The sequence below is a fragment of the Kribbella sp. NBC_00662 genome (assembly GCF_041430295.1).
In the GTDB taxonomy this organism is placed as follows: Bacteria; Actinomycetota; Actinomycetes; order Propionibacteriales; family Kribbellaceae; genus Kribbella.
This window is the reverse complement of the sequence record NZ_CP109029.1, coordinates 623,325-644,021: the sequence shown is the minus strand read 5'-3', so window position 1 is coordinate 644,021 and position 20,697 is coordinate 623,325. Positions and strand designations below refer to the sequence as shown.

At 68.5% G+C, this 20,697-nt stretch carries 22 protein-coding genes; 10 read left to right on the top strand and 12 right to left on the bottom strand.

What is annotated here, in order from left to right:
- Positions 1-27: 27 nt before the first annotated feature.
- Together OHA10_RS03220 and OHA10_RS03215 are read right to left on the bottom strand one after the other, a co-directional pair.
- A complete protein-coding gene (locus OHA10_RS03220; protein ID WP_371404671.1) occupies positions 28-1,218 on the bottom strand; it encodes a GNAT family N-acetyltransferase in 1,191 nt (396 codons plus the stop codon).
- Positions 1,219-1,258: 40 nt separating this feature from the next.
- Positions 1,259-1,759: a DinB family protein gene (locus OHA10_RS03215; RefSeq protein WP_371404670.1), complete on the bottom strand. Its 501-nt coding sequence runs from the start codon at positions 1,757-1,759 to the stop codon at positions 1,259-1,261.
- 76 nt (positions 1,760-1,835) lie between these two features.
- Between OHA10_RS03215 and OHA10_RS03210 the strand changes: the two genes are divergently transcribed.
- Positions 1,836-2,597 carry a DUF4118 domain-containing protein gene (locus OHA10_RS03210; protein ID WP_371404669.1) on the top strand — a complete coding sequence of 254 codons (762 nt, stop codon included), beginning with the start codon at positions 1,836-1,838 and terminating at the stop codon, positions 2,595-2,597.
- Between the two features lie 83 nt (positions 2,598-2,680).
- Here the strand turns inward: OHA10_RS03210 and OHA10_RS03205 are convergent, their stop codons facing one another.
- Positions 2,681-3,592 (bottom strand): NADP-dependent oxidoreductase, encoded by a 912-nt coding sequence (locus tag OHA10_RS03205; protein ID WP_371404668.1) that lies wholly within the window; start codon positions 3,590-3,592, stop codon positions 2,681-2,683.
- A 66-nt stretch (positions 3,593-3,658) separates the two neighbouring features.
- On the opposite strand from OHA10_RS03205, the gene OHA10_RS03200 reads away from it, so the two are divergent.
- From OHA10_RS03200 to OHA10_RS03185, 4 genes are all read left to right on the top strand, one after another.
- The gene (locus tag OHA10_RS03200) at positions 3,659-4,048 is read left to right on the top strand and encodes a winged helix-turn-helix transcriptional regulator (protein ID WP_371404667.1); all 390 of its coding nucleotides are present in this window, start codon (positions 3,659-3,661) and stop codon (positions 4,046-4,048) included.
- 141 nt (positions 4,049-4,189) lie between these two features.
- Positions 4,190-5,020, top strand: a complete 831-nt coding sequence (locus OHA10_RS03195) for a Bax inhibitor-1/YccA family protein (RefSeq protein WP_371404666.1) — start codon at positions 4,190-4,192, stop codon at positions 5,018-5,020.
- 113 nt (positions 5,021-5,133) lie between these two features.
- Positions 5,134-6,279: a VOC family protein gene (locus tag OHA10_RS03190; RefSeq protein WP_371404665.1), complete on the top strand. Its 1,146-nt coding sequence runs from the start codon at positions 5,134-5,136 to the stop codon at positions 6,277-6,279.
- Between the two features lie 5 nt (positions 6,280-6,284).
- A complete protein-coding gene (locus tag OHA10_RS03185; protein WP_371404663.1) occupies positions 6,285-7,124 on the top strand; it encodes an LLM class F420-dependent oxidoreductase in 840 nt (279 codons plus the stop codon).
- A 68-nt stretch (positions 7,125-7,192) separates the two neighbouring features.
- On the opposite strand, the gene OHA10_RS03180 is transcribed toward OHA10_RS03185, so the two are convergent.
- Together OHA10_RS03180 and OHA10_RS03175 are read right to left on the bottom strand one after the other, a co-directional pair.
- Entirely contained in the window at positions 7,193-7,423 is a 231-nt protein-coding gene (locus OHA10_RS03180; RefSeq protein WP_137258477.1) for a DUF4287 domain-containing protein, read from the bottom strand.
- A 174-nt stretch (positions 7,424-7,597) separates the two neighbouring features.
- Entirely contained in the window at positions 7,598-8,626 is a 1,029-nt protein-coding gene (locus OHA10_RS03175; protein ID WP_371404662.1) for an SGNH/GDSL hydrolase family protein, read from the bottom strand.
- 77 nt (positions 8,627-8,703) lie between these two features.
- Here OHA10_RS03175 and OHA10_RS03170 point away from each other — a divergent pair, with 77 nt between their 5' ends.
- Positions 8,704-10,077, top strand: a complete 1,374-nt coding sequence (locus OHA10_RS03170; RefSeq protein WP_134108165.1) for a cystathionine beta-synthase — start codon at positions 8,704-8,706, stop codon at positions 10,075-10,077.
- Between the two features lie 216 nt (positions 10,078-10,293).
- Here the strand turns inward: OHA10_RS03170 and OHA10_RS03165 are convergent, their stop codons facing one another.
- Both OHA10_RS03165 and OHA10_RS03160 read right to left on the bottom strand, forming a co-directional pair.
- Entirely contained in the window at positions 10,294-11,745 is a 1,452-nt protein-coding gene (locus tag OHA10_RS03165) for a flavin-containing monooxygenase (protein ID WP_371404661.1), read from the bottom strand.
- Between the two features lie 149 nt (positions 11,746-11,894).
- On the bottom strand, positions 11,895-13,121 hold the full coding sequence (locus tag OHA10_RS03160) for a lactate racemase domain-containing protein (protein ID WP_371404660.1): 1,227 nt from the start codon (positions 13,119-13,121) through the stop codon (positions 11,895-11,897).
- Between the two features lie 82 nt (positions 13,122-13,203).
- Between OHA10_RS03160 and OHA10_RS03155 the strand changes: the two genes are divergently transcribed.
- Positions 13,204-14,556, top strand: a complete 1,353-nt coding sequence (locus OHA10_RS03155) for an FAD-binding oxidoreductase (protein ID WP_371404659.1) — start codon at positions 13,204-13,206, stop codon at positions 14,554-14,556.
- Here OHA10_RS03155 and OHA10_RS03150 read toward each other — a convergent pair.
- Entirely contained in the window at positions 14,525-15,274 is a 750-nt protein-coding gene (locus OHA10_RS03150; protein ID WP_371404658.1) for a hypothetical protein, read from the bottom strand. The two genes, OHA10_RS03155 and OHA10_RS03150, sit on opposite strands and share 32 nt — an antisense overlap.
- 19 nt (positions 15,275-15,293) lie before the next feature.
- Between OHA10_RS03150 and OHA10_RS03145 the strand changes: the two genes are divergently transcribed.
- Both OHA10_RS03145 and OHA10_RS03140 read left to right on the top strand, forming a co-directional pair.
- Positions 15,294-15,773, top strand: a complete 480-nt coding sequence (locus OHA10_RS03145; RefSeq protein WP_371404657.1) for an NUDIX domain-containing protein — start codon at positions 15,294-15,296, stop codon at positions 15,771-15,773.
- Between the two features lie 9 nt (positions 15,774-15,782).
- Entirely contained in the window at positions 15,783-16,607 is an 825-nt protein-coding gene (locus tag OHA10_RS03140) for an AAC(3) family N-acetyltransferase (protein ID WP_371404656.1), read from the top strand.
- A 16-nt stretch (positions 16,608-16,623) separates the two neighbouring features.
- Here the strand turns inward: OHA10_RS03140 and OHA10_RS03135 are convergent, their stop codons facing one another.
- The 4 genes from OHA10_RS03135 to OHA10_RS03120 form a co-directional block, all read right to left on the bottom strand.
- On the bottom strand, positions 16,624-17,646 hold the full coding sequence (locus OHA10_RS03135) for an NADPH:quinone reductase (protein WP_371404655.1): 1,023 nt from the start codon (positions 17,644-17,646) through the stop codon (positions 16,624-16,626).
- A 10-nt stretch (positions 17,647-17,656) separates the two neighbouring features.
- Positions 17,657-18,154 carry a GNAT family N-acetyltransferase gene (locus OHA10_RS03130; RefSeq protein WP_371404654.1) on the bottom strand — a complete coding sequence of 166 codons (498 nt, stop codon included), beginning with the start codon at positions 18,152-18,154 and terminating at the stop codon, positions 17,657-17,659.
- A 70-nt stretch (positions 18,155-18,224) separates the two neighbouring features.
- Complete coding sequence (locus tag OHA10_RS03125; RefSeq protein ID WP_371404653.1) at positions 18,225-19,040, bottom strand: alpha/beta fold hydrolase; 816 nt, start codon at positions 19,038-19,040, stop codon at positions 18,225-18,227.
- Between the two features lie 81 nt (positions 19,041-19,121).
- A complete protein-coding gene (locus tag OHA10_RS03120; RefSeq protein WP_371404652.1) occupies positions 19,122-19,946 on the bottom strand; it encodes an alpha/beta fold hydrolase in 825 nt (274 codons plus the stop codon).
- 237 nt (positions 19,947-20,183) lie between these two features.
- Between OHA10_RS03120 and OHA10_RS03115 the strand changes: the two genes are divergently transcribed.
- Positions 20,184-20,696: a DinB family protein gene (locus OHA10_RS03115; RefSeq protein WP_371404651.1), complete on the top strand. Its 513-nt coding sequence runs from the start codon at positions 20,184-20,186 to the stop codon at positions 20,694-20,696.
- Position 20,697: the final 1 nt, after the last annotated feature.

The following is a 20,697-nucleotide window of genomic DNA, read 5'->3' as shown; positions in this document are numbered from 1 at the left end:
GTGCCCAAGGAGCCGCGGCACACTGCGCTATGCGTCGGTCAGGCGATAGACGGACACGTGCGACGGCGAGTCCGCGGTGAACGGCGAACCGGACCAGTCGGCGTGCCGGGACTCCCGGGTGAAGCCGGCCAGCTGGGCCATCAGGTCCAGTTCGGCGGGCCAGATGTAGCGCTGCGGCGTGCGATCCAGCCGCGCCTCGGTACCGTCCGTGAAGTGGAAGTGGTACGAGACGAGGTGCTGCCGGAGTACGTCGTACGTGTCCAGCAGGATGTAGTCGGGGTCGGCGACACCGACCGTGGCGGGGACGCCGGGCGGTAGACGGCGGAGCTCGGGGACCCCGAGCTCGATCACGAAGCGACCGCCGGGGGAGAGGTGGCGGGCGGCGTTCCGGAAGCAGGCGACCTGCTCCTCCTGGGTGAGCAGGTTCCCGATCGTGTTGAACACGAGGTAGACGAGCGTGAACTCGCCCGGGACGCGCGTGCTGGTCATGTCGCCGATCGCGACCGGGATCGTGTTCTCGTCGGCCTTCGTGCGGAGCTGTTCGAGCATGGCCGTCGACAGTTCGATACCGCTCACCGGGACCTGTTCGGACAGCGGTACGGCGACCCGCCCGGTGCCGATCGCGAACTCGAGCGCGCGTCCGCCCGCCGCCAGTTCGGTCAGCCGGTCGACGGTCGGCCGCAGTACGTCGGCCGCGAACATACCGGCTCCCGGAGTGTCGTACCTCGTCGCGACGTCCGTGTTCCACAGGCGGTTCTGTTCCACGCCCTTGGTCCACTGCAGGACGTCCTCGGCGCCGGCCTCGCCGGTCTTGCTGAAGCCGAGGCGGTCGTACAGGCGGCGGGCGTCCGGGTTGTCGCGTTCCACCGTCAGCTGCAGCGGTACGCCGCGTCGCGTGGCCTCGCTCTGCAGCGCGTTGATGATCGCCGTCCCGATGCCACGGTTCTGGACGTCGGGGTGCAGCTGGATCCCGTTCAGCTCGACGGCTTCCGGCGTACGGCTGACGCGCAGGCGACCGGCGGGACGGTCGTCGAGCTCGACGACGTACAGATCGGTGGCGGGGTCGTCGATCGACTCGCGGGTCCAGTCCGCGAAGCCTTGGCGCCAGGCAGGCTCGTCGAAGTCCGGCGCCAGCCGCCCTTGGGCACGGGTTGCGGTGAGGGTCACGTCAACGAGGAACTCGACGTCCGCGAGCGAGGCTTCCCGGATTCGGTACATGCCGTCGAACCTACGCAGGCGCCCGGACTGCAGCCACCGGTTATTCGCCCACCTCCCCGTCGGTCGCTTCGCGGAGGAGATCCAGGTGGCCGAGGTGGCGGGCGGTCTCCTCGATCAGGTGCGCGACGGCGTACCTGAGATTGAAAGTCATGCCCTCCGAGCGGGCCAGGTCGTCGAAGGATGTGGCGGCGACGATCTCGCGCGAGCGGGCGCATTCGGTCCGGTACGAGGTGAGGATCGAGGCGACCGTGTCGTCCGGTGCGATCGGGAAGCCGCCGTGCGGGTCGTCCTCGCTCCACGGCCACTCGAGGTCGAGACCGGCGAAGTCGATCGAGAACCAGAAACGTTCGACCGCGGTCAGGTGTTTGACGATGCCGGCCGGGGTCAGCTCGGACGGGGCGACGGGCCGGGCGAACGCTTGCTCCTCGGTCAGGCCGTTGAGCTTCAGTTCGACCGTGGAACGGAGGAAGTCGAGCAGGCCGGTGAGCGTACTGCGTTCGTCGGCATCCTCAGGTGGCCGGGTGCGGGTGATCTCGGGCATCCGCCAACGGTAGGCGCGACACACCCGGCGCGACAGAGTTCCGCGAGAGGGGTTGCTCGGGACAGGTGAAGTGCGCATGAATAGGGGTGTGGAGAGTTACCGCACGCCCGTCCTGACGGCCTCGCTGCTCGCGCCTCCGGCGGTCTGTGCGTTGCTGACCCCGTTCCGCGAGCATTTCGACAACGCGAACGCGGCCCTGCTGCTGGTCGTCGTGATCGTTGCCGTCGCGGTCTCCGGCATCCGGCTGGCCGGCGTACTCGCCGCGATCTCGAGCGCGGTCTGGTTCGACTTCTTCCTGACCGTTCCGTACGACAGCTTCACGATCAACAGCAGCAACGACGTCGAGCAGGCCGTGCTGCTGCTGGTGATCGGGATCGCGGTCACCCAGATCGCGATCTGGGGCCGCAGGCAACAAGCCAACGCGTCCCGGCGCCGGGGCTACCTGGACGGCGTGATCACCACCTCGCAAGCGGTTGCCGCCGGCGGGTCCACGGACGACCTGATCGAGCAGGTCCGCACCGAGCTGACGGCGCTGCTGGGGATCGACGGCGCGAAGTTCGTTGCCGGGAGCAAGCAGACTGCGGCGCCGCGGCTGAACCCGGACGGTTCGGTCACCCGCGGCTCCCATGTCCTGAAGGTCGAACGCGACGGCCTGCCGACGAACGCCGAGATCGAGCTGACCGTCCAGCACGCCGGCGAGACCCGCGGCCGCTTCCTGCTCACCGCGGCCACCCGGATCGCCCGCCCCGATCTCGAACAACGCCTGGTCGCCGTGGCCCTGGCCGACCAGGTCGGTGCCGCCCTGTCCACCCAGGAAGCCATCCACCCCCACATCTGACCCCCGATCCGGCCTGCGGGAGCAAGGCGTCCCGGGTGGCCGCCGGTCCCGGCGTCGCGCCTGCCCATACAGGCGCGACGCCGTCAGACCGTGAGGACCAATTTCCCCGTCGCCCGGCCGGTCTCACTCAGCTCGTGGGCCTTCGCCGCATGCTCGAGCGGGAACACCTGCTCGACCGAGACGCGCAATGCGCCGCCGTCCACCAGGCCCGCGATCGCATCGAGGTCCTCGGTTGCCGGCGCCATCCGGAACTCGTCGTACCGGATCCCGCGCGTGGCGGCCTTCCTCCGGACCTCGGCGCGGTCCGGCCCGGTCCCACGGACGTCGAGCAGGATTCCGTCCGGTGACAGCACGTCGAGGGACCGTACGGCGTACTCGGCCCCGATCGGATCCAGGACTACGTCCACGTCGCGGACCGCCGTCGTGAAGTCGGTCGTGGTGTAGTCGATCAGCTCGTCCGCGCCGAGGTCGCGAAGGAAGTCGTGCTTCGAAGCGCGTGCCGTCCCGATCACATAAGCGCCGCGGTACTTGGCGATCTGTACGGCGAGGTGCCCGACGCCTCCTGCCGCGGCGTGGATCAGGACCCGGTCACCCGGCCCGATCTTCGCGGTACCGGCCAACGGCTGGTACGCCGTGAGCCCGGCGGTGGGCAGTGCCGCCGCGTGGACCCAATCGCTCGTGGACGGCTTGCGGGCAAGGCGGTCCAGGCTCGCGACGGTGAACTCGGCGTACGCACCACGCGGAGGGTAGACGACGCCGTACACGTCCTCGCCGGTGTCCTCGCGGGTGCCCGCGAAGTCGAGGCCGAGAACGAACGGGGGCGGGCCGAAGCGGGCGAGCAGGCCGGAGCGGATCTTCCAGTCGCTCGGATTCACCCCGGCCGCGTGAACCCGGACCAAGACCTCGCCGTGGCCCGCCTCGGGGCGTTCCAGCTCGGCGAGTTCGAGGACGGCGGGATCGCCGAACGTGTACTGCGTGATGGCGCGCATCGTCATGTCCCCATCCTCGGCGCGGGTGGTATCTGTTGTGAAGAAGGCACTTGTTTGGTATCTAGGTACCTCATGGATACCGCAACGGCGTTCGACGACTGGGTCAAGACCTACGGGCGTGACTGCCCGTCGCGGACCGTCATCGACGTACTGGCGAACAAATGGGCCTTGTACGTCCTCGGCGCGCTGCGTCGCTTCGAGCGCCCGCTGCGGTTCAACGAGCTCCGCCGGCTCCTCGACGGCGTCACCCAGAAGATGCTGACCCAGACGCTGCGCACCCTGGAGCGGGACGGTCTGCTGACCCGTACGCTTTATCCGGCGGTCCCGGTCCGGGTCGAGTACGCGCTCACTCCGCTGGGGGTCGAAGCCGGTCGGCTGACCACCGCGATCGCCGAATGGTCCGTCGCCCACGCGCACCAGATCCACGCCTCGCGCGCCGATTACGACGGCCGCGAACAGTAATTCGATAGCGAAGCGATTGGATTCCGCAACCGGTTGTTTTCAAGGGATTTCGGTTGCGGAACAGCCGGGGATTCTCAGATGTTGTTCAGGATGGGGCCGTAGTATTTCGATACGGCCCCGGAAGTGGGTCATCAGGAGGAAATGATGCAGAGCAGTAACCCGGTGCTGAACCGGTCGAGTGCGTTTGCGCCTGGCCAGGGCCAGGCCTATCCGGGGGCCGCTCCGTACGGTCAGCCGAGCCAGTACGGCTACGGCGGGCCGGGTACGCCGCCGCAGCAGTACCAAGGTGCTCCGGCCGCGAGCCGCCCCATGACGATGGACGACGTGATCGTCCGCACCGCCGCCACCCTGGGCGTCGTGGCCGTGGTCGCGGCGATCGCCTGGAAGACGATCCCGGACACCGTGGTCGGCCCGACGTTCCTGGCCGGCGCTCTGGTCGCGTTCGCGATCGCGATGGTGCTGTCGTTCTCCCGCCGGGTCAACCCGGTGCTGCTGATGGTGTACGCCGCGGCCGAGGGTGTGTTCCTCGGGATCGGCTCCAAGTTCATCGCCAACTGGGTCGGTGACTCCGGCATCATCGTGCAGGCCGTGCTGGCCACGATGGTGACGGCCGGTCTGACCCTGGCGACGTACAAGTACTTCGCGATCAAGGTGACGCCGAAGTTCACCCGGATGGTCATCATCGGCACGATGGGCTTCGCCGGTGTGCTGGTGATCAACCTGCTGCTCAGCCTGTTCGGTGTGCAGACCGGGATCAACGGCTTCGGCCCGATGGGCCTGCTGTTCGCGGCGCTCGGCGCCGGTCTCGCGGTGTTCAACCTGATCCTCGACTTCGACATGATCGAGCAGGGCGTCCGGCACGGCGCCCCGCAGAACGAAGCCTGGCGCGCGGCGTTCGGCCTGACCGTCACCCTGGTCTGGCTGTACTGGAACATCCTGCGCATCCTTGCGATCCTCCGCGGCGGCGACTGAACCTCATCAGCACGACACGCGTAAATGTTCTTCAGGAGGGCCGGTTCAGGTGGACCGGCCCTCCTGGCATTTCCGGACGCAGTCCGTCCGGTTCCGGCCCTACTGTGGTCCCCATGACCACCGAATGGCGGCACCTGAACGGCACCCTGACCACGTGGTACGACGCTCCCTCGCACGCCGCCGGCGCCGCACTGGTCGAGCGCCTCGCCCCCGGCACCGAGGTCGACCTCCGGGCGAACGGTCTGCGCCTGCGGACCGACACCGAGGAGTCCGCCCGAGACATCTCGAAGGCGGCCGGAGAACTGGGCCTGACCGCTGACCCGAGCGTGCTGCAGCAGGTCCGCCTCGCCTTCGAGGCAGCCGACCCGCCCGCGGTGACCGCCTTCTGGCGTACGGCGTTCGCCTACCAGGAGTCGCCCACCGGCCTCCAGGACCCGCTCGACCGCGACCCGGCGGTCGAGGTCCGAGGCCTGACCGATCCCCGCCCCCTCCGCAACCGCATCCACGTCGATGTGGTCCGGCCGTCCGACGCAGTACACGCGGTCCGGTCCACGATCGGCCAGGAGCCGTACGGCGCCTGGGGCGTCGCGCTCGCCGACCCCGAGGGAAACGAGGTCGACCTGGTCCCAGGGGACGAACTGTCGCCGGATGTCACCGACTGGTGGGCGAACTTCGCCGCGATGGTCTTCTACCCGACGACCTCGCTCACACAGTCGAGCCAACTGGTCTCCGTCGTCGCGCAACTGGCCGATGACGCGAGCACCCCGCTGCAGATCGACGTACGACCGGCCGGGGTGATGATCGATGGCAGCAAGGACCAGTGGGAGGACGATCTGCCGAACGGCGGCGCGGCCTTCGTCGAGCTGGCCCGGCGCATCGAGGACGCGGCGCACGACCTGGGACTCACACCGGACGCGCGGCCGCTGCGCTTCGTCCAGTTCGGCATCGATGCGGTCGACGCCGACGTGCTGAGTGCGTTCTGGCGGTCACTGCTCGGCTACCAGCCGGACCCGCGGGAGCAGGTGTCCGACATCTACGATCCGCGCCGGCTGAACCCCGTCCTGTTCTTCCAGCAGCTGGACGCGAACGACGAGCGGACGAAGCAGCGCAACCGCATCCACTTCGAGCTCGTCGTACCGGACGACCAGGTCCAGGCGCGTATCGAGACGGCCCTGTCCGCGGGCGGGCGGGTGCTCGATCAGACCCCGCAGCGGTGTCTCATCAGCGACCCGGAGGGTAACGAGATCGACATACGATGAGGGTCATGCGATTCGCGATCAAGACCTCGCCCCAGAACACCGAATGGGCCGACATGCTCGCCGTCTGGCAGGCCGCAGACGAGATCGAACTATTCGAGTCCGGCTGGACCTTCGATCACTTCTATCCCATCCACTCCGATTCGAGCGGTCCGTGCCTGGAAGGCTGGGTGACGCTGACCGCTCTCGCGCAGGCGACCAAGCGGCTCCGGATCGGCACGCTGGTCAGCGGCATCCACTACCGCCACCCCGCGCTGCTCGCGAACATGGCCGCGACACTCGACATCGTCTCCGGCGGTCGGCTGGAGATCGGCATCGGCGCCGGCTGGAACGAAGAGGAGTCGGGTGCCTACGGCATGCGGCTCGGATCGTTGAAGGAGCGCAGCGACCGCTTCGAAGAGGCCTGTGAGGTGCTCGTCGGCCTGCTCACGCAGGAGACCACCACGTTCCAGGGTGAGCACTACCAGCTCGCCGACGCCCGGTGCGAGCCGAAGGGCGTGCAGAAGCCGCATCCGCCGATCTGCATCGGTGGCAGCGGCGAGAAGCGGACCCTGCGGACGACGGCGAAGTACGCCCAGCACTGGAACTTCGTCGGTGGTACGCCGGAGGAGTTCGCCCGCAAGCGCGACGTGCTCTACGCACACTGCGCGGACGTCGGCCGCGATCCGAGCGAGATCACGCTGTCGTCACACGTCCGGCTCGGGCCTGACGGCGATTACAGCAAGGTGGCCGCGGAAGCCGAGGCTCTCGGTGCGGTCGGGCTGGACCTGGCCATCGTGTACCTGCCGCCGCCGCACACCCCGGCCGTTCTCGAGCCGCTGGCGAAGGCCCTCGAAGCACTCCGCTGACCCCGGAAACGTGAAAGACCTGCCCCTCCACCTGAAAGGGCAGGTCTTCTCGTTGTCTCCTTTGCGGTTCAGCCCATTCGCCGGTGCGCTTTGACCAGGTCGAACTCGTGAACGATGGCGGTCGCGTGCCCGTGCGCGAGTTCGTACTCGCTGGAGAGCCACCGCACTCTGTCGTCGAAGCGCAGGAACGACGGTCCGTCGTTCATCAGCTGGAACCACTCGGCCATCTGGCGTCCGGTGCATCTGGGCACGGCCTCCACCAAACGCTGGTGTGTCTCCTCGGAGTGGTTCAAGCCCATCTTCGCCTCCCGTCATCGGGGTACCGCGTAGTTATCGACTGTGCACCACACGGCCGCCCGGAGGCAAGACTCCCGACATGAAAGGTGTCGCTCAGCGGACGCACAACCCCAACTCAAAACACCCCACCCCCAGCATCGGAGCAGCTCTGATGACAGGGGTGGTGGAGAGGGGGACTATTGACCGACGGGGACTGTTTCGGCTTGTTCCTTCGAGTTCTCGTCGACCCGGTCGACGTCGGCCTTCGGGTGCCGGCGGCGGTGCCGCAGCTCCGCCCAGCGACCGCGCGGACCGCGCTCGCGGCCGGCGACCTCGGTGGCAGCCACCTCGGTGCCCGCCTTCCGGGCAGCCTGTACGGCGGCCTCCGCGATCGGCAGGATCGCCTCGCCGCGGAACGGTTCCGGATGCACGAACGACTCCGGCCCGACGCCCATCGCAGCCGCCACCGACGGCAGCAGTGCGGCGGACGCGGCGGCGTACCCCGTGGCCGACGGGTGGAAATTGTCCCGGCCCCACATCGCGGGGTTGGTGCGGAACACCTCGCCGAGCAGCGAGCCGAGAGACACGGTACGGCCGCCTGCTTCGACCACTGCGATGGTCTGAGCGGCGGCCAGCCGGTGGCTCCAGGACCGGGCGACCTGCCGCAGCGGCGGCATGATCGTCCGGACCACGCCCAGGTCGGGGCAGGTACCCACCACCACCTCACAGTTCGCGGCGCGCAACCGGCGGACGGCGGTGGAGAGCAGGCGGACCGAGGTCGACGGCGGCATCTTCGCCTTCACGTCGTTGACGCCGATCAGGATGACCGCGATATGCGGCCCGGCCTGCAGCGCGGCGTCGACCTGGCCGGCCAGGTCGCTGGACTTCGCGCCGGTCTTCGACACGTCGACCAGTCGCACCGGGCGTTTGGCCAGCTCGGCCAGACCGGAGGCGAGCATCACTCCGGGGGTCTCGTCGGGCGACTCGGTGCCGTAACCGGCCGCGCTCGAGTCGCCGATCATCGCGAAGGTGATCGGATGTCCTGGATACCGGCCGTACAGACCGTCGCCCGGAGTGGGGTAGTACCTCGTCGGTCCGATCACGCGCTTCGCGTACTCGGCCTCAGCGGTCAGTACGCCGTAGAACGTTGCACCGATGAGTCCTAGTCCCCCGCCCCCGAAGGCTGCGGCCTGGGCCAGCTTCTTGGCTGCCCTGGCTCTACTCATGAGTCAAGGATTACACGGTGTTACGACGACGCAAGTGAAAATAGGGCAAAGCCGCCGGTATCACTACAGTAAAGATCGTGCGCTACGCAGAATCACTCCTGGACCTGGTCGGCAACACCCCGCTGGTGCGGTTGTCGAAGACAACAGACGGCGCGAAGCCGCTCGTGCTCGCGAAGGTCGAGTACTTCAACCCCGGCGGCTCGGTGAAGGACCGGATCGCGGTCCGGATGATCGAGGCCGCGGAGGCCTCCGGCGAGCTGAAGCCCGGCGGCACGATCGTCGAGCCGACGTCCGGCAACACCGGCGTCGGGCTGGCGATGGTTGCCCAGCAGAAGGGCTACAAGTGCGTCTTCGTCTGCCCGGACAAGGTCAGCGAGGACAAGCGCAACGTGCTCAAGGCGTACGGCGCCGAGGTCGTGGTCTGCCCGACCGCGGTCGCGCCCGAGCACCCGGACTCGTACTACAACGTCTCCGACCGCCTCGTCCGCGAGATCGAGGGCGCCTGGAAGCCGAACCAGTACGCGAACCAGAACAACCCGCGCTCGCACTACGAGACCACCGGCCCGGAGCTCTGGGAGCAGACCGAGGGCAAGATCACCCACTTCGTCGCGGGTGTCGGCACCGGCGGCACGATCACCGGCACCGGCAGGTACCTCAAGGAGGTCTCCGGCGGCCGCGTCCAGATCATCGGCGCCGACCCCGAGGGCTCGGTGTACTCCGGCGGCACCGGCCGGCCGTACCTGGTCGAGGGTGTCGGTGAGGACTTCTGGCCGGAGACGTACGACCGCGAGATCTGCGACCGCGTCATCGAGGTCTCCGACGCGGACTCGTTCGCGCTCACCCGCCGGCTCGCCCGCGAAGAGGCCATGCTCGTCGGCGGCTCCGCCGGGATGGCGGCCGCGGCCGCCATCCGGCTCGCGCACGAGCTCGATGACCCCGAAGCCGTCATCGTCGTGCTGCTGCCCGACGGCGGCCGCGGCTACCTGACCAAGGTGTTCAACGACGACTGGCTGGCGCAGTACGGCTTCCTCGCGCACGCCCGCCAGGGCAAGACGCTCGGCGACGTGCTGGCCGGCAAGGACGGCAGCCTGCCGCCGCTGGTGCACACCCACCCGCACGAGACGATCGCCGAGGCGGTCGCGATCCTGCGTGAGTACGGCGTCTCGCAGATGCCCGTCGTCCGTGCCGAGCCGCCGGTGATGGCGGCCGAGGTAGCCGGCGCGGTGTCGGAGCGGACGCTGATGGACGCGTTGTACTCCGGCAAGGCGCGGCTGGCCGACATGGTCGAGGTGCACATGGACCCGGCGCTGCCCTCCCTGGGCGCCGGGGAACCGGTGACCAAGGCGGTCGAGCTGCTCGAGGATCGGGACGCCCTGATGGTTCTGGACGACGGCAAGCCGGTGGGCGTGCTGACCCGGCAGGACCTGCTGGTCCACCTGTCCGCCGACTAGAAGTCAGCGGTCTACGACTGACGGGATGATGGCGATCAGTGCCGTGATCACGATGCCGATCACGATCACCGCCGCTCCGGCGATCTGAAGGATTTCCATGTCTCAAGAGTCCTTCAACAGGGCTGCTGGGACATCGGCCTCCGGATCGGTCTTTCCTTCATCCCTTGGTCGTACGTCGTCACCCCCGGACTCCTACTTCAGGAGTCCGGGTCACCCCTAGTGGACGACGGCGAAGTCGCTCGGATCGAGCCGGCGGGTGCGGCGCCAGTACGACATCGTCCACTCCGGCCAGATGGTCGAGTTCCGCCCGGACGCGTCCATGTACCAGCTGGTGCAGCCGGACTGCCAGACGGTGTCGCCGAGCTCGCCCTGGATCCCGTCGACGAACTGCTCCTGGGCGTCCTCGCGGACCTCGACGTACGTCGCGTTCCGGCGGCGGAGCAGGTGCAGGGCCTGCATCACGTAGCGGACCTGGGCCTCGATCATGAACACCATCGACGAGTGGCCGAGGACCGTGTTCGGGCCGACCAGCAGGAACAGGTTCGGGTAGCCGGCGACCGTGATGCCGAGGTGGGCGCCGATGCCGTTGCGCTTCCAGTGGTCGGCGAGATCGACGCCGTCCTTGCCGAGGATCGGCATCCGGGTCAGGTTGGCCGAGACGGCGAACCCGGTGCCGTGCACGATCGTGTCGCAGGCCCGCTCGGTCCCGTCGGCGGTGACCACGCCGGTCGGCGTGATCCGCGCGATCGGGGTGGTGACGACATCGACGTTCGGTCGGGTCAGCGCGGGGTAGTAGTCGTTCGAGATCAGGACGCGCTTGCAGCCGATCTGGTAGTCCGGCGTCAGCTTCGCGCGGAGCTCAGGGTCGGTGACCTGTTTGCGCAGGTGCCGTTTCGCCTGTATTTCAAGGCCTTTCATCAACTTCGGGTTGCCGGCGAACCCGGCGCCGCGGCCTTCGAGACCCCAGTAGATGGCGTTGCGGATCGCCCGCTGCCCGGCCGGGAACCGCTCGTGCAGCTTGCGCTCCCAGCTGCCGATCGCGCGGTCCGGCTTGCCGGTGACCCACGGCGCGGTGCGCTGGTAGACATCGAGCTGCGCGACCTGCGGAGCGATCTGCGGTACGAACTGGATCGCCGACGCACCGGTCCCGATCACGGCGACGTTGCGCCCGCGGAGATCCGCCGAGTGATCCCACTGGGCCGAGTGGAACGTCGTACCGGCGAAGGAGTCGAGGCCCGGGATGTCGGGCAGCTTCGGCTCGTGCAGGCTGCCGACGCCGGTGACGAGCGCCTGGGTGTCGATCGTCTCGTCGCCGTTGACCGTGACGGCCCAGTGGCCGGTCGCCTCGTCGAAGACGGCCTCGGTGACCTCGGCGCCGTACCGGATCTTGTCGGTGATGCCGTATTTGTCCGCGCAGTACCGCAGGTAGGCGAGGATCTCGTCCCACGGCGCGAACATCCGCGTCCAGCGCGGGTTCTGCTCGAACGAGAACGAGTAGAGGTACGACGGGATGTCGCAGGCGCAGCCGGGATACGTGTTGTCCCGCCAGGTGCCGCCGAGATCGTCCGCCTTCTCGAGGATGACGAAGTCCTCACAGCCGGCCTGCTTCAGCTTGATTCCCATGCACAACCCGGCGAACCCGGACCCGATGATGACGACCTCAGCCATACCGCCTGAGGTTACCGGCGGGTCACTCCCAGGTGGAAGAGCGAGGCGGACGTGTGCCACTGATCAACCCGCTCCGCGCGCGGCAGTTGAGGCGTGCCTGGGCGCAGCCGACGGCCGGTCGGCGAGGTTGGTCAGTGCCTGGCGTACGCCTACGGCTTGAGTCGGTACAGCGTTTCGCCGGCGTTGGGAACCACGAAGGTCTCCGGGTCGGCCTCGTACGCCGCGAGGTCGAACGCCGCGGGGTCCAAATACCCGAGGTTGGCCCCGAGTACGACGTCCTCGGGGATGCCGGTCGCGAGCGTGACCTGCACGCGGAGGTGCTCGCCGCTGGCCGGGTCCCAGGTGCCTGCGCCGCGGAGATGGGTGGAGTGCGCGAGGACGCCCCAGTGCAGGTCGCGGAAGTGGTCCCACTGGCCGACGAAGTAGTCGCGGCAGTGGTACCCGATCTCCTCGATCTCCGGGTGCATCGCGGCGAGTTGGGTGACGTGCGGCGCGTAGATGACGACCTCGCCGCCGTCCGCGACGATCGGCTCGACCTTGTAGAAGCCCTTGGCCGCGGTCCAGATGTCGGCGTACTTCGGCGGCATCACCGACACGACCCGCTGGACCGGATGGTCGAGGTAGCGGATGTGGGTCTGTGCGGAGATCTCGGCGGCCGCCTGCCAGGACGACTCCGTGTCGCCGAACGCGACCGCGTGCAGGGCGTCGGTCCCGGACTGTGCGACCACGGACAGGGCGAGCTTCTCGGCCGGGATCAGCGCCGCGGCCTCGTTGATCAGGGCGCGGACGGGCGTGATGCCCGGCGTACCGATGATGTTCGCGCTGGTGATCAGGGCGCCGAGCCAGTGCGAGAAGTCGATCACCTCCTGGCCGGCGACGCCCGGGAAGAAGTACTTGTTGCCGCCGGAGAAGCCGACCACCTCGTGCGGGAACACCGGCCCGACGACCAGCGCGACGTCGTGCTCGACGACGGCGCGGTTCAGCCGGACCGGGACCTCGTCGCGGAGCATCTCGCCGGAGATCTCGCCGACCCGCTCGGAACTGATCGTGCCGAGGTCGGCGAACGTGTCCGGTTTCCACCACTCGTGGTTGAGCACGTTCGGGTAGTCGCCGCCGAGGTGCTTGCGCAACTGCTCCGGCGTCATCTCCGCATGGGTGCCCAGGGCAACCAAGATCGTGACCTGACTGCCCTTGAGAGCCTCTGTGACAGCCTCGAGGAGCAACGGCAGCGGGCAACTCCGGGTCGCGTCCGGGACGATCACGCAGACGCTGCGGCCCTCCAGGCCCGCTCCGGCCAGCGCCTCGCCGACGAACGTCGTCACCTCGTCCTCGGTCAGGACCTGGCCCGCACCACCGATCACCGCCGCATTGGTCACCCTCCGACCCTACCTATCCCCGATGTTGACCGGGGCAAAGGTCTCGGCGCATTCTCAGCGAGGGGAGTGGGGGAACTGCGAGATGAGACCAACGGGGTTCGGTGGCGTTCTGTTGCAGGCCGGGGACACGGAGTACGACGCGGCCCGGACAGTGTTCAACGCGATGGTCGACCGCAAGCCGGCGATGATCGCGCGGTGCGAGTCGGCCGCGGACGTCCAGGCGGCGGTCCGGTACGGCGTCGGGAACGAGTTCGAACTGGCTGTCCGGGCCGGTGGTCACGCGCTGACCGGGGCGGGCGTCTCGGACGGCGGTCTGGTCCTGGATCTGCGCCGGATGAACAGCGTGCAGATCGATCCGTTCTCGCGGGTCGCGCGCGTCGGCGGCGGCGCGACCTGGCGGGATCTGGATCGCGCCGGCCAGCGCTACTGCCTGGTGACGACCGGTGCGCGGGTGCCGTCGGCCGGGGTCGCCGGAGTGACGCTCGGGGGTGGTTCGGGGTGGCTGGAGCGGAAGCTCGGGCTGTCGTCGGACGCGCTGCTCTCGGTCGAGCTCGTCACCGCGGACGGTCGGTTGCTGATCGCGGACGAAACCAAGAACACCGAGCTGTTCTGGGCCCTGCACGGTGGCGGCGGGAACTTCGGGGTGGCGACCGCGCTGACGTTCCGGCTGACGCAAGTCGTGACGACAACGCTGGCGTTGCTGGTGTGGCCGATGGCGGCCGGTCCTTCTGTCCTGCGTGCGTATCGCGATCTGCTGGAGGTGGCGCCGGAGGAGCTCGGCGGCGGGGTGATGTTCCTGACCGCGCCTCGAGCCAGTTATGTGCCGGACGGGTTGCAGGGGCAGCCGGCTGTGCTCGCGGTCGCTGCGTACGCCGGTGGGGTGGACGAGGCACGCGAGGTGTTCGCGCCGATGTACGCGCTCGCGCCCGAGGGACAGTTCATCGCGGAGCTGCCGTACGCCGACCTGCAGACCGCGCTCGACAGCCCGGCCGGGTTCCGGAACTACTGCTCCGCGGAGCACCTGCGGGAGTTCCCGGATCCCGCCGTACTCGCGTTCTGTGATCGCGCTCGAGAGATGATGACGCCGTCACCGTCACAACAGGTCGTGCTGCCGTGGGGCGGCGCCGTACTACGGTCGGCCGCGGACTGGCCGCAGGCGTACCGGGACGCTGACTGGGTGGCGCATCCGTTCGCTGCGTGGGCGGATCCGTGTGTGGATGCCCAGGCGATCCGGTGGGTGCGCGACGTGTGCGGCGACCTCGAACCGTGGTCAACCGGGCAGGTGTATCTGAACTTCATCGGGTACGAGGGGCAGGATCGGGTGATCGCGGGAGTCGGTGCGGCGAACTACGACCGATTGGCTCGGGTGAAGTGTGAGTACGACCCCGAGAACGTGTTCCACCTCAACCAGAATATTGAACCTGGTTGGCGCTAGCCGTCGCACGACGCCATTGCATCGCGGCGATCACGGCGTACGCGAGGCCGCCGAGCGGGACGGACCAGAGCCGGAGGAACGGGAGCCCGCCGGAGACGGCGGTGGCGACGAAGACGACGGCGTACGTCGTGACACCGGCGATCGTGCCGCGTCGGCGGCTGTCCAGGGCGCTGCTCGGGAGCGGGCCGAGGTGGCGGTCGAGGACTGTGCCGAGAGCGCTGAGCCCGACGAGCGAGGACACGATGAAAAGGATGCCGCCGGGGATCCCGCCGAAGACGATCGCGACCGCGTTGAGGAAGGTCAGTGGCGCGAAGACGATGGCGATGTCGGCTGCCCCGAAGGTCAGGTGCTTGATCCGGCGTTTGCCGAGGTCGAGGTCGCCGGCCGGGCGGACCGGTCCGGGCTCGCCGCTCAGTCGCCGTACGGTCAGGATCAGGCCGGTCGCGATGACGATGAGGAGCAGTACGGCGAGGATCGAGAGGACGACGGTTCGCGACGTCGACATGTACTGGCGGGCTTCCTCGCCGTACAGGCAGGTGGCTCTGGGCGGGAACCAGCTGGTGTGGACGGTGGTCGGGTCGGGGCCGAGTTTGCGTGAGCAGTCTCTGGTCGGGTCGTACCAGCCGGGTTGGGACAACGTGACGACTGCGGTCCACACCAGGCCGCCGAGCAGTCCCAGCCCCAGCACCCACCCGGCACGCCGCTTCACCCAATCCACGGGCCCTACCCTCTCATTGGTGGACTCCTACCTCGCCCAGCTCCGCCGCGACGTCGGCTCCCGCCTCCTCCTGCTCCCCGGCGCGCAGGTTCTCGCGGTGGACGCAGCAGACCGCATCCTGTTCCAGAAAAGCCGCGACACCGGCCTCTGGGAACTTCCAGCAGGCGGCGCCGAGCCCGGCGACAGCTTCCGCACCACAGCAGCCCGCGAGTTCTCCGAGGAGACCGGCCTGGTGGTTGCTCCCGACGACCTGGTCCCGTTCGCCAGCCTTTCCGAAGCCGACCTCCACACCCTCACCTATCCCAACGGCGACATCGTTCAGTGCTTCGCCCTGTGCTTCGAAGCCCGCCAATGGACCGGCACCCTCCGCCCCGCACCGGACGAAGTGGTCGACGCAGGCTTCTTCGCGGCGCCGCCTGGTCCATTGCATCCGCCTACCCAGGTAGTGCTCGGGTTGTACGCGGAATATCGGGAGACCGGTCGGTTCCAAGCGAGATAGCTTGTCGGAATGGTTGTGACCAAGGCGGACCTCGTCGACGGGCTGCGGCAGCTCGGGCTGGATGGCACGTCCGAGGTGATCGTGCATTCGTCGCTGAGTTCGTTCGGGTACGTCGAGGGCGGCGCGGAGGCAGTGTGTGCTGCGTTGACCGAGGTTTGCGGGACCGTGGTGATGCCGGGTGGGACGTGGGATCTGACCGGGATCCCCGCGCCGCCGGGGCTCGTCCGGCCCGACAACGCCTACTGGAATGCGGCGGACTGGCCGGAGTTCGACGAGAAGTTGTCGCAGGCAACCAGTTTCGGACCGGATCTCGAGGTCGACCGTTGGCTCGGGCGGGTTCCTGAGGTGTTCCGGCAGACCCACTCACCGCTACGCACCTCACACCCGCTGTTCGCCTACCAGGCTCTCGGACCCGCGGCCGAACGACTCCTCGAAGCCCAGCGCCTCGATTGGCCGCTCGGCCCGCTCGAGGCGCTGGACGGTGACGTACTCCTGCTCGGCGTCAGCCACACCTCCAACACCACGATCCACCTCGCCGAGCAGCAGCTCGGCCGCTCGCTCTTCTACCGCTACGCGAAGACCGCCGACGGCCTCTGGATCGAGCTCCCGAACATCCCCGGCGAGAGCCACCACTTCGACGACATCGAGCCGGTACTGCGTCCCGTCACCAAGGAGCTCCGTATCGGGCAGGCACGCGTACGCCGGATCCCGAAGGACGCCGTACTCGCGGCAACGCGCCAACTGATCCAGGCCGACCCGGCCGCTCTGCTCTGCACCGACAACCCTGACTGCCGCTGCGCAGCGGCCCTGCAGCAGTTAGGTCCTGTCTGGTAATCCAGACAGGACCTGGTCAGCGTACGTCGATGAGGACCTTGCCGACGATGCTCTGCTCGACGGCGGCGTGTGCCTCGGCGGCGTGCTCGAGGGAGTAGTGGTGCAACGGGAGCCCGGCCTCGGGTCCTACCCGTACGGCGCCGGCCCGGACCGCGGCCTCGATGTCGCCCAGCGCACGCGGGCGCCACGACTCAGGGGCGTTGTAGAGCAGAACGAACTGCCAGCGGGCATTCGGCACCATCGACGGGCGCACCGGTAGCTCGAACGTGTTGCCGCCGTCGGTCGCGTAGATCGCCACCGAGCCGTGCATCGCGATGATCGCGGCGTCGATCGTCGCGTTCGCGGCGGGCGACACCTCGACGATCGTGTTCACGCCGTGCGGCACGATCTCACGGACTTCCTCGATCACGTCCTGCTGTTTGTAGTTGATGACGTGATCGGCGCCCGCGAGCGCGGCCAGGTTCGCCTTCTCGGGGCTGCTCACGGTCGTGATCACGGTCGCGTCGGACCATCGGGCGAGCTGGATCGCCGCGTTGCCGACCGCCCCGGCGCCACCGGCAACGAGCACGGTCCGACCGGCCAGCTTGCCCGGGCCGAGGTGTTCGGGGCCGTCCTCGGTCACCGTCAGGCAGCGATGCGCGGTAAGGAACGGTACGCCGAGAGACGCACCGAGGTCGTACGACGCTTCGTCCGGCAGCTCCACCACATGACGGACCGGCACGACGGCGTACTCCTGGGCCGTGCCGCCGGACGGTCGCTGGTACGCGGCCTCCCAGATCCAGACGCGGCGGCCGACGAGCCCGGCGTCGACGCCCTGGCCGACGGCGTCGACCTCGCCGGAGCCGTCCTGGTTCGGCACCTGCGGCGGGTCGACCGGCGTACCGGCCTCGCTGCCGCGGCGCGACTTCCAGTCGGTCGGGTTGACGCCCGACCGGTGGATCCGCACCCGGACCTCGCCGGGCCCCGGATCGGTCATCGACCGGTCCACGAGGGTCAGGACGTCTGGTTCACCTGTTCGCGAGTACTCGATCGCACGCACGTCACCGACGCTACCGCAGTTGTTTGGTGAACATGAGACAGGCGCTGTCGTCATTGCGGATCGTCTCCATCGGCGGGACCTGCCTGCCGTCGTAGATCAGGCCGCGTCCGTCCGGGATGTATCCACGGCGCACATACATCCGTTGCGCGCTGCCGTAGTCGGCGTACAGCCCGACGCCGATCCCCACCACCGGGGACCGCTCGGCCACCTTCGCCTCGGCGGCGTCCATCAACGCCGAGCCGATCCCACGCCGCCGGTACGACGGCAGCACGTTGAAGTCCGAGATCTCGGGGATGGTCTTGAAGTACGGCGGGACCCAGTAGATCGTCACGTAACCGACGTACGCGCCGTCGACGGTCGCCACCAGCACGTCCCGCGTCCCGGCGGCCTGCTCCGCGACGTACCGCTGGTACTGGCTCTCGGGCTTGTCCCAGCCCAGCGCGGCCATCGCCGCCGCGATCACCGGCGGATCGTCGGGCCGCAGGGCCCGGATCTCGAGACCGTCCATGACCGGGCAGCCTAGCCGGGGCCGACCGCGCAGGTCGCCCGAATAACCGGGCGACCTGCGGCAGGCAGGGTCAGCGGGAAGCGCGGGCTGCGGTTTCGATGACCTTGGTGATCGGGCCGGGGTCGGAGATCAGTCCGAGGTGGCCGGTCGGGATGCGGGTGATGGTGGAGTGTGCCCGGGTCGCCATCATGTTCTGCGACGCCGGGGTGATGATCAGGTCCTTCGTGCCGAGGACGTACCAGGACCGGATCGTGGCCCAGGCCGGCGGACCGGAGGGGACGTTGCCGGCGCTGAAGGTGAGCGGCCGCTGCGACGGGTAGAGCTTCTCCGCGGCGCTGCGCGACAGCCCGGAGGCGAACGAGTTCACGAACGTGTCGTGCTTGAGGTACAGATCCACGTCACCTGTCGGCGCTCCGGGGTACGGGACGAAGTCGAACACCGTCGTCGGGTCGGGTACGGCGAGCGCGGAGCCGGCGCCGGCCAACGGCAGGACGGTCTCGTTCTCGGCCGGCGCGAACGCGTCGACGTACACGAGCGCCTTGACGTTGGAGTTGCCGGTGGCCGCATTGGTGATCACGGCACCGCCGTACGAGTGACCGACGAGCACGATCGGCCCGGACAGTGTCGACAGGAAATCCCGGATCGTCGCGGCGTCGGTGGTGAGGTTGCGGAGCGGGTTCGGTGGGACGCGGACCGTGTAGCCGTCGTCGAGGAGTCTGTTGGTGACCTTCTGCCAGCTGGATCCGTCGGCCCACGCTCCGTGGACCAGGACGATGGTGGGTTTCGGGCCGCTCGGATGGGACGCCGCCGCGGGCGTCACGGCGGCAAGCACGAGCGCGAGTACTGCGACCAGTACGGCGAGCACTCGCGTGCGGTGCTGATGCATGGATGAGCCTTTCGTCAAGCGACTGTCGCCGGGAGGGCGCGCGGGAGCGTGACGAAGCCTGTGATGCCGGGAAGTAGCGGACTAGGACTGGAAGAACTCGAGCAGATCGGGGTTGACCACGTCGGGGTGCGTCGTGGGCAGGCCGTGCGGGAGGTCCTTGTAGGTCTTCAGGACCCCGTTCTTGAGCAGTGCGGCCGACTTCGGCCCGGCATCGGCGTACGGGACGATCTGGTCGTCCTCGCTGTGCACGACCAGCACCGGGATCGTGATCTGCTGAAGATCCGCGGTGAAGTCGGTCTGGGAGAACGCGACGATGCCGTCGTAATGGGCCTTGGCGCCGCCCATCATGCCCTGGCGCCACCAGTTCGCGATGTTCGCCTCGGACGGCTCCGCGCCGGGCCGGTTGTAGCCGTAGAACGGCCCTTCCGGAAGTGCGCGGTAGAACTGCGAGCGGTTCGCGGCGAGTTGGTTCTGCAGGTCGTCGAAGACCTCCTTGGGCAGGCCCTCGGGGTTCGCGTCGGTCTTGACCATCAGCGGTGGGACCGCGCACAGCAGCGCGGCCTTGGCGGCCCGGTCCTCGCCGTGCCGGGCCAGGTAGCGCGTGACCTCGCCGCCGCCGGTCGAGTGGCCGACGTGGATGCAGTCGCGCAGGTCGAGATGGTCGACGACCGCCTTCAGGTCGTCGGCGTAGTGGTCCATGTCGTGACCGTCGCCGGTCTGCGTCGACCGGCCGTGTCCACGGCGGTCGTGGGCGACGACGCGGTACCCCTTGGAGAGGAAGAACAGCAGCTGGTTGTCCCAGTCGTCGGCCGACAACGGCCAACCGTGACTGAAGACGATCGGCTGTCCCTCGCCCCAGTCCTTGAAGAAGATCTCGGTGCCGTCGCTGGTAGTGATCGTTCCCATTGTTCGGACCCCCTCAGCTCGAAAAACCCTTGTGTACAAAGGTTGTCCCCCAGCCAGCCTCGGGTCACGATACGCGAGAGGACCCGCCGGTGCCACCGTCGGCAGTTACGCTGACCGGCATGCGGCTGAGGGTGCTCGGCGTGCTCGAGGGGTGGGTCGACGGATGCCGCGGATCTCTTCTTCGAGTTCGTCGAATGGAGGTCAGCATCTGTCCGCTTCTGCTTCTAGGGTCGGAGTATGACGACGAACCAGAGCGGTGAGCGGCAAGACATCCTCGACTTCCTGGCCAAGCACCGGTACTTCCTGCGGCACACCGCGCAGGGCCTCACCGACGAGCAGGCGAGCACCCGCAGCACGGTCAGCGAGCTGACGATCGGTGGACTGATCAAGCACGTGGCGTCGGTCGAGCAGCACTGGGCCGAGTTCGCCCAGGGCAAGGGTGAGGCGACGCCGACGGAGTACACGCCCGAGGTGATGGCGGCGTGGGAGAACCAGTTCCGGCTCGTCGAGGGCGAGACGCTGGCCGACGTGCTCGCGGAGTACGAGAAGGTCGCCGCTGCCACCGACGACCTGGTGCGCACGCTCGACCTCGACACGTCGTACGAGCTGCCTGCCGCGCCGTGGCAGCCGCCGGGCGTCTTCTGGACCGTCCGTCGGGTCTTCCTGCACATCACCGCCGAAACCGCCCAGCACGCCGGCCACGCCGACATCATCCGCGAATCCCTCGACGGCCAGAAGACGATGGGCTGAC

Coding starts and splice junctions, on each gene's coding strand:
- OHA10_RS03220 (WP_371404671.1), bottom strand. CDS start 1,218: ATGTACCGAATCCGGGAAGCCTCGCTCGCGGACGTCGAGTTCCTCGTT.
- OHA10_RS03215 (WP_371404670.1), bottom strand. CDS start 1,759: ATGCCCGAGATCACCCGCACCCGGCCACCTGAGGATGCCGACGAACGC.
- OHA10_RS03210 (WP_371404669.1), top strand. CDS start 1,836: ATGAATAGGGGTGTGGAGAGTTACCGCACGCCCGTCCTGACGGCCTCG.
- OHA10_RS03205 (WP_371404668.1), bottom strand. CDS start 3,592: ATGACGATGCGCGCCATCACGCAGTACACGTTCGGCGATCCCGCCGTC.
- OHA10_RS03200 (WP_371404667.1), top strand. CDS start 3,659: ATGGATACCGCAACGGCGTTCGACGACTGGGTCAAGACCTACGGGCGT.
- OHA10_RS03195 (WP_371404666.1), top strand. CDS start 4,190: ATGATGCAGAGCAGTAACCCGGTGCTGAACCGGTCGAGTGCGTTTGCG.
- OHA10_RS03190 (WP_371404665.1), top strand. CDS start 5,134: ATGACCACCGAATGGCGGCACCTGAACGGCACCCTGACCACGTGGTAC.
- OHA10_RS03185 (WP_371404663.1), top strand. CDS start 6,285: ATGCGATTCGCGATCAAGACCTCGCCCCAGAACACCGAATGGGCCGAC.
- OHA10_RS03180 (WP_137258477.1), bottom strand. CDS start 7,423: ATGGGCTTGAACCACTCCGAGGAGACACACCAGCGTTTGGTGGAGGCC.
- OHA10_RS03175 (WP_371404662.1), bottom strand. CDS start 8,626: ATGAGTAGAGCCAGGGCAGCCAAGAAGCTGGCCCAGGCCGCAGCCTTC.
- OHA10_RS03165 (WP_371404661.1), bottom strand. CDS start 11,745: ATGGCTGAGGTCGTCATCATCGGGTCCGGGTTCGCCGGGTTGTGCATG.
- OHA10_RS03155 (WP_371404659.1), top strand. CDS start 13,204: ATGAGACCAACGGGGTTCGGTGGCGTTCTGTTGCAGGCCGGGGACACG.
- OHA10_RS03140 (WP_371404656.1), top strand. CDS start 15,783: ATGGTTGTGACCAAGGCGGACCTCGTCGACGGGCTGCGGCAGCTCGGG.
- OHA10_RS03130 (WP_371404654.1), bottom strand. CDS start 18,154: ATGGACGGTCTCGAGATCCGGGCCCTGCGGCCCGACGATCCGCCGGTG.
- OHA10_RS03125 (WP_371404653.1), bottom strand. CDS start 19,040: ATGCATCAGCACCGCACGCGAGTGCTCGCCGTACTGGTCGCAGTACTC.
- OHA10_RS03120 (WP_371404652.1), bottom strand. CDS start 19,946: ATGGGAACGATCACTACCAGCGACGGCACCGAGATCTTCTTCAAGGAC.
- OHA10_RS03115 (WP_371404651.1), top strand. CDS start 20,184: ATGACGACGAACCAGAGCGGTGAGCGGCAAGACATCCTCGACTTCCTG.